General features: G+C 68.3%; 9 protein-coding genes. 5 read left to right on the forward strand and 4 right to left on the reverse strand.

Annotated elements, in window-relative coordinates:
- The coding region (locus JMF90_RS20675) for an acyclic terpene utilization AtuA family protein (RefSeq protein ID WP_201325374.1) at positions 1-1,070 on the forward strand (1,070 nt) is incomplete at its 5' end.
- Positions 1,070-1,381: a hypothetical protein gene (locus JMF90_RS20680; RefSeq protein ID WP_011545151.1), complete on the forward strand. Its 312-nt coding sequence runs from the start codon at positions 1,070-1,072 to the stop codon at positions 1,379-1,381. The genes JMF90_RS20675 and JMF90_RS20680, both read left to right, overlap by 1 nt.
- A gap of 54 nt (positions 1,382-1,435) precedes the next feature.
- Here JMF90_RS20680 and JMF90_RS40620 read toward each other — a convergent pair whose 3' ends face one another.
- Positions 1,436-1,567 carry a hypothetical protein gene (locus tag JMF90_RS40620; protein WP_023475552.1) on the reverse strand — a complete coding sequence of 44 codons (132 nt, stop codon included), beginning with the start codon at positions 1,565-1,567 and terminating at the stop codon, positions 1,436-1,438.
- Positions 1,568-1,684: 117 nt separating this feature from the next.
- On the opposite strand from JMF90_RS40620, the gene JMF90_RS20690 reads away from it, so the two are divergent.
- Both JMF90_RS20690 and JMF90_RS20695 read left to right on the forward strand, forming a co-directional pair.
- Positions 1,685-2,440 carry a hypothetical protein gene (locus JMF90_RS20690; RefSeq protein ID WP_226292133.1) on the forward strand — a complete coding sequence of 252 codons (756 nt, stop codon included), beginning with the start codon at positions 1,685-1,687 and terminating at the stop codon, positions 2,438-2,440.
- Positions 2,441-2,491: 51 nt separating this feature from the next.
- On the forward strand, positions 2,492-3,295 hold the full coding sequence (locus tag JMF90_RS20695) for a hypothetical protein (RefSeq protein ID WP_011545153.1): 804 nt from the start codon (positions 2,492-2,494) through the stop codon (positions 3,293-3,295).
- 40 nt (positions 3,296-3,335) lie between these two features.
- Here JMF90_RS20695 and JMF90_RS20700 read toward each other — a convergent pair whose 3' ends face one another.
- The 3 genes from JMF90_RS20700 to JMF90_RS40160 form a co-directional block, all read right to left on the reverse strand.
- The gene (locus tag JMF90_RS20700; RefSeq protein WP_012328300.1) at positions 3,336-4,265 is read right to left on the reverse strand and encodes a phosphatidate cytidylyltransferase; all 930 of its coding nucleotides are present in this window, start codon (positions 4,263-4,265) and stop codon (positions 3,336-3,338) included.
- A 38-nt stretch (positions 4,266-4,303) separates the two neighbouring features.
- Complete coding sequence (locus tag JMF90_RS20705; protein WP_011545155.1) at positions 4,304-4,936, reverse strand: lysophospholipid acyltransferase family protein; 633 nt, start codon at positions 4,934-4,936, stop codon at positions 4,304-4,306.
- A 102-nt stretch (positions 4,937-5,038) separates the two neighbouring features.
- A complete protein-coding gene (locus JMF90_RS40160; RefSeq protein WP_226292131.1) occupies positions 5,039-5,281 on the reverse strand; it encodes a hypothetical protein in 243 nt (80 codons plus the stop codon).
- Positions 5,282-5,404: 123 nt separating this feature from the next.
- Between JMF90_RS40160 and JMF90_RS20715 the strand changes: the two genes are divergently transcribed.
- The coding region (locus JMF90_RS20715; protein WP_201325375.1) for a CDP-alcohol phosphatidyltransferase family protein at positions 5,405-5,895 on the forward strand (491 nt) is incomplete at its 3' end.

Below are 5,895 nucleotides of genomic sequence, written 5' to 3' on the forward strand. Positions count from 1 at the left end.
CCGCACGGCGTACCGCGCAGATCGCGCAATCGCTCGGCATCGCGGGGCTGAAGGTCGCGGCGGTCGAAGGCGACGACGTGCTCGACGTCGTGCTGCGCGGCGCGTTCCGTTTCGAGGAATCGGGCGACGACGTCGCCGCGTATCGCGACCGCATCGTGTCCGCGAACGCGTATCTCGGCGCCGCGCCGATCGTCGACGCGCTCGCGGCCGGCGCGGACGTCGTGCTGACCGGGCGCGTCGCCGATCCGTCGCTGTTCGCCGCGCCGCTGATCCATGCGTTCGGCTGGCGGATGGACGACTGGGACACGCTGGGCGCTGCGACCGTCGTCGGCCATCTGCTCGAATGCGCGGGGCAGGTGACGGGCGGCTATTTCGCCGATCCCGGCTACAAGGACGTGCCGAATCTCGCGCGGCTCGGCTTTCCGATCGGCGAGGTCGCGGCCGACGGCTCGGTCGTGATCACGAAGGTGCCGCACGCGGGCGGCCGCGTGAGCGCGGCGACCTGCAAGGAACAGCTGCTCTACGAGATTCACGACCCGGCGCGGTATCTGCAGCCCGACGTCGTGGCCGATTTCACGCGCGTGACGGTTGCCGAGGAGGCGGCCGATCGCGTGCGCGTGACGGGCGGGCGCGGCACCGCGCGGCCCGATACGCTGAAGGCGTCGGTGGCTTACGTCGACGGCTGGATCGGCGAAGGCCAGATTTCGTACGGCGGCCCGGGCGCGCTCGCGCGTGCACGTCTGGCACTCGACATCGTTCGCGAGCGGCTCGCGCTGACCGGCGTCGCGGCGAGCGAGCTGCGCTTCGACCTGATCGGCGTCGATGCGCTGTATGGCGACGCGACGCCGGCCGTGCGCGGTGAGCCGAGTGAAGTCCGCGTGCGGGTGGCCGGACGCGCGACGAACGCCGCCGAAGCCGCGCGGATCGGCAACGAAGTCGAGACGCTCTATACGAACGGGCCGGCCGGCGGCGGCGGCGCGTTCAAGTCGACACGCGAGGTGATCGCGGTGCAGTCGGTGCTGCTGCCGCGCGCGGCCGTGACGCCGTCGTTTTCATTCGTGGAGGCCTGATGCAACTGCGTGAACTCGCGCATGCGCGCACCGGCGACAAGGGCAATACGCTGAACGTGTCGGTCATCTGCCACGATCCGCGTCATTACGACCATCTGTGCATGCATCTGGATGCGGCAACGGTGAAGGCGCGACTCGCGGGCATCGTGCACGGCGACGTCGTGCGCCACGAATTGCCGGCGCTCGGTGCGTTCAACTTCGTGCTGCGCGATGCGCTCGGCGGCGGCGTCACGCGCTCGCTCGCGCTCGATGCGCACGGCAAGGCGGTCAGTTCGGCGTTGCTGGCGATCGAGGTGCCGGATCCGGTGTGACGGCGTGACCGTGTGCATAGTCAACCGGGCGCGCGTTCACACTCACATTCGGACTCACGGGATCAGCAGTTCGCGATGCCCGTCCGCGTGCGCGATGCGCTCGCCGGCGACGTGCAGGTGCTGATCCCGACGATAGTCGAGGATCGTGCAGCAGGTTGTCGTGCGTGTCGCCGTCGCGGTCGGCAAGCTGGACGATGTCGCGCTTCAGGTTCATCGCCGGTGTCGGTGGATGTGGCTCGTCGCGCCTGCGTGTACGCTACGGCCTCGCGGGTCGATTCCCGCGCGTACCGAACGGAGCCTGGAGTGAAGAACGAGATCGTAACGCCGACCGGCGCGAAGGGCGGGGCCGGACGGCGAAGCCGGTGCGCGGCCATCGCGGTGCGCGTCGCGCTCGCGTGTGTCGGCTCGCTGGCCGTGCAGGTCGCCGCCGCCGCGCCGGCGTCGTCGTGCAACGAACGACTGACGGCACTGATCGTGCCTGCACTGCCGCAGACCGCGTTCGCCCGGCGCGACATCCATGCCGCCGTGGAGGAGCGCAACGGCGACGTTTACCGGATCCGCCTGTTCACGAGCCCCGACCATCCGGGCACGCCGAATCGCGAAGCGACGGTCGGCTGGGTGACGCTCGATACGCGCGCGATGCAAGCGCTCGACGTCACGCGCGATCCTGATCGGCCGGACGTGCTCAGGATCGACCGGCGCGCGCTGTCGCATTTCGTGGCGACGTGCGCGGTATCGGCGACGCCGGTACAGAGTGCCGTCGATTGCGATGCGCTGAACCGCCGTGCGCAGGCGCAAGGCGATTACGTGATGGGCAGCGACGCCGGGCGCGTCGTCATCGGCAACGGGCGGCTACCGTTCTTTTCCGCACCGGACGACGCATGCGGGATCGATGGGCTCTTCATCGTCGAGCACGACCACGTCGATGCGCGGACCGAGTACGGCCGCTTCACGTCGATCGTCTACCTGAATCCGCGCACACGCGGCATCGCCGAAGGGTGGGTGCGCACCGCGCGGCTGAAGCCGGACGGCACCGGCATCGCGCCCCGGCAACCTTGATCCGTTGAGTCTGCAACAATTCGCCACATATCAATCCGAACTGATCTCGTCATGGCCCTCCAGAACCGGAACCGCCGTCTTAAGCCGCTCGCCGCCCTTGGCGCACTCACGGCGCTCGCCGCGCTGTCGCCCGTTCATGCCGCCGAGCCGGCCCAGCCCGACCGTCAACTGAAAACCTTCATCCACGGCACATACGGCGACTGGCGTGCGGACCGCAAGGGCTGGCAGGCGGACGAGGGCGATTTCATCCATTCGCCGTGCGGCGTGCTGCGCGTGGCGACCGCGGATGGCCCGCGCACGCTGCTCGCGATGTGCGGCGAGACGGAGGCAGCGGTGCAGAACGGGATGCCGGGTATGGATTCGGACGCGACACCGGGCGCGATCGACCTGTACGTGCTGCAGCCTTCGCCGGACGGCAGGACGCTCGAACCGATCGCGAAGAAAACGGAGATCGCATCGGGCGAGCGAGGCGAACCGGGCACGGTGCGCATCGAGCGGCTCGGGCCGCACCTGTTCGGGTTCGTGATCGGCGAAAGCGACACGCGGCAGGGCTACACGCAACGCTTTCGTTCGATCTGGCTGCCATACGGCAATTCTCTGGTGCATGCGGCGGCGCGCATCGACGAGGCGCTCGACAATGCCGAGTCGACGGAATGCGCGCATGTTCGCGCGCGCTGCGAGGAACGTCGCTTCGAGATCGCGCCGGACACGACCGGCACGGGCGACGTCTATCCGCTGATGGTCACGGAAACCGGTACGCGCGGCGACAAGGCGATCCACGCACGCTACACGGTGAAGTTCGACGCCGCGCGCGGCCGCTACGTCGTGCCGAAGGCGCTGCGCGACGGGTACTGATCCGTGGCGCGGGAACGGGCGGCATTGCGCCGCCTGCGCATCACACGTACAGGTAGCGCACCAGGTGGAAGAACACCGGTGCGGCGAAGCAGATCGAATCGACGCGATCGAGCATCCCGCCGTGGCCGGCGATCATCGAGCCCCAGTCCTTCGTGCCGAGCGAGCGCTTGACGGCCGACAGCACGAGCCCGCCGACGAAGCCAGCGATCACGATCGCGAGCGAGATCCCGAACGCCGCGCCGAAGCTGAACGGCGTCACGCGATACAGCGACGCGCCGCACAGCGTGGCCAGCAGGCCGCCGCCGACGAAGCCCTCGATCGTCTTCGACGGCGACAGCTGCGGCGCGATCTTGCGGCGTCCGAACAGCTTGCCGACCACGTATTGCAGCACGTCGCTGATCTGCACGACGAACAGGAAGAAGAACAGCAGCAGTGCGTTCTGCCCGGCGTAGCGCGGAATGTCGAGGATCAGCACGGCCGGCGCGTGGCTCAGCCCGTACACGCACACCATCAGCGCCCAGTTGATCTTCGCGTTGCGGCTCAGGAAGTCGCGCGTGTCCTGCGTGAGCGCCGACACGAGCGACATCGCGAAGAACAGGTGCACGGGCACGAAGATCGAATACATCCCGTACCAGTTGATGCCGAGCAGCAGGTATTGAACGGGGATCGCGATGAAGAACGCGATGAAGAGCGTCGTATGGTCGCTCGCGGTGGTCGGCGTGAGCGTGATGAATTCGCGCAGCGTCAGGTACGACAGCAGCGCGAACACCAGGTACGTGACGTTGTTGCCGAGGCCGATCGCGACGGCCATGATCGCGATCATGGCCCACCACGCGCGGATGCGCTGATTCAGGTTGACGATGGTCGCGCTGGTGCCGCCGCTGCGCGCGCCGAGGATCGCGCCGATCACGGTCGCAACGACGAGCACGCCCGTGACGCCCGCGACCAGTTCCCAGAAGAGGGTTCGCATGGTTGGTATCCGGAAAAGGGAAAGGGGGCGCGCCGCGTTCAGCCGGCCGGCCGTTGCGGCGGCGCGAGCGCGATGACCGCGTCGCGCATGCGGGCGAGGAACGTCGGCTTGTCTTCCTGAACGCCGAGCGCGTCGTTCGCACCGAAATGCACCTTGCAGATCAGCGGCACGGGCCAGATCGCGCCCTTCGGCATGATGCGCTGCAGGTTCTCGAGGTAGACGGGCGCGAGCGCGACGTCCGGGAACTCGGTCGCGAGATGGAACAGCCCGCTCTTGAACGGCTGCGGCAACACGTCGGCGCCGCGCGTGCCTTCCGGGAAGATGATGATCGAGTGGCCCTGTCGCAGCGCGTCGCGCACCGGCTCCAGCGGGTCGCCGCCGTTTTCGCGATGACGGTCGATCAGCACGACGTTCAGCAGCTTCTGCGCGATGTGGCGCTTCAGGTCGCTGCTGTCCCAGTAGTCGCGCGCGGCGACCGGCCGCACGACCGCGCGCACGTCGCGCGGCAGTGCGGCGAGGATCGCGAGCGTGTCGATGTGGCTCGTGTGGTTCGAGAAATAGATCTTCTGCGTCGGGGACGGCGGCGCCTGATGCCAGACCGGATACGCGCCGGCGACGAGCCGCACGATGGACAGCAGGAAGTCGCGCTGCCAGACGTTGAGGATGTTCATCGGCGTGTGGCCTCCTGCGTGCATGCCCGGCCCGCTGCGCATGCGCGGCGGGCGGAACCCCGGAATGCCGGCGCGGCAGGATGCGCGCCGGACGGCTCTTGTTTAAATTTTTTCAAATTCGTGGCTGCCTGTCGCAGGTCCGCGATAATCGGACGATTCGCCGTCGCACGCTGTCGCGTCGCGGCGAATGCGCCGGTCGGCGGCGTGATAATTGGCTGTTGCACGAGTGCCCGTCTGCAGTTCGAATGGATCTCGCTGCGATCGGGCCAGCGGATTATCGCGAGTTTCGCCGAAAAACGCCAGATTGGCGCCGCGCGGGCGGGCCGGCCCGCAGGCTTGACGCATCGAGGCCGCTCGGCGACGATGAGGGCCGTTCAATCCAGGCCGACGCAGGCCGTTTCGCCGCCCGGGGCATGGCGGCGGGAAACGTATCCGGCCAGGCCGCACGAATAAAACGAATACGAAACGATGAGCCTCTACGCACTCAAACCCAAATTCCAGAATCGTCTGCGCCCGTTCGCGGATTCGCTCGCCGAACGCGGCGTCACGGCCAACCAGGTCACGCTGTTCGCGGCAGGCGGCTCGATCGTCGTCGGCGCGCTCGCCGGGCTCGGCGTGTTCGCCCGCGCGCTGTTCCTGCTGATCCCGCTGTGGCTGTTCGCGCGGATGGCGCTCAACGCGATCGACGGGATGCTCGCGCGCGAGCACGGGCAGAAGAGCACGCTCGGCGCCTACCTGAACGAGCTGGGCGACATCGTGTCCGACGTCGCGCTCGTGCTGCCGTTCCTCGCCATTCCCGCGTTCGCTCCGGCGGACGTCTGGCTGTTCGCGCTGACGGCGGTGATCGTCGAATGCGCGGGGCTGATCGGCCCGCTCGTCGGTGCGACGCGCCGCTACGACGGCCCGTTCGGCAAAAGCGACCGGGCGCTGGCCCTCGGCGCGTTCGCACTGTGGATCGG

The organism is Burkholderia sp. E168m23, assembly GCF_016586125.1.
Lineage (GTDB): Bacteria > Pseudomonadota > Gammaproteobacteria > Burkholderiales > Burkholderiaceae > Burkholderia > Burkholderia orbicola.

Coding starts and splice junctions, on each gene's coding strand:
- JMF90_RS20680 (WP_011545151.1), top strand. CDS start 1,070: ATGCAACTGCGTGAACTCGCGCATGCGCGCACCGGCGACAAGGGCAAT.
- JMF90_RS20695 (WP_011545153.1), top strand. CDS start 2,492: ATGGCCCTCCAGAACCGGAACCGCCGTCTTAAGCCGCTCGCCGCCCTT.
- JMF90_RS20700 (WP_012328300.1), bottom strand. CDS start 4,265: ATGCGAACCCTCTTCTGGGAACTGGTCGCGGGCGTCACGGGCGTGCTC.
- JMF90_RS20705 (WP_011545155.1), bottom strand. CDS start 4,936: ATGAACATCCTCAACGTCTGGCAGCGCGACTTCCTGCTGTCCATCGTG.
- JMF90_RS40160 (WP_226292131.1), bottom strand. CDS start 5,281: ATGCGTCAAGCCTGCGGGCCGGCCCGCCCGCGCGGCGCCAATCTGGCG.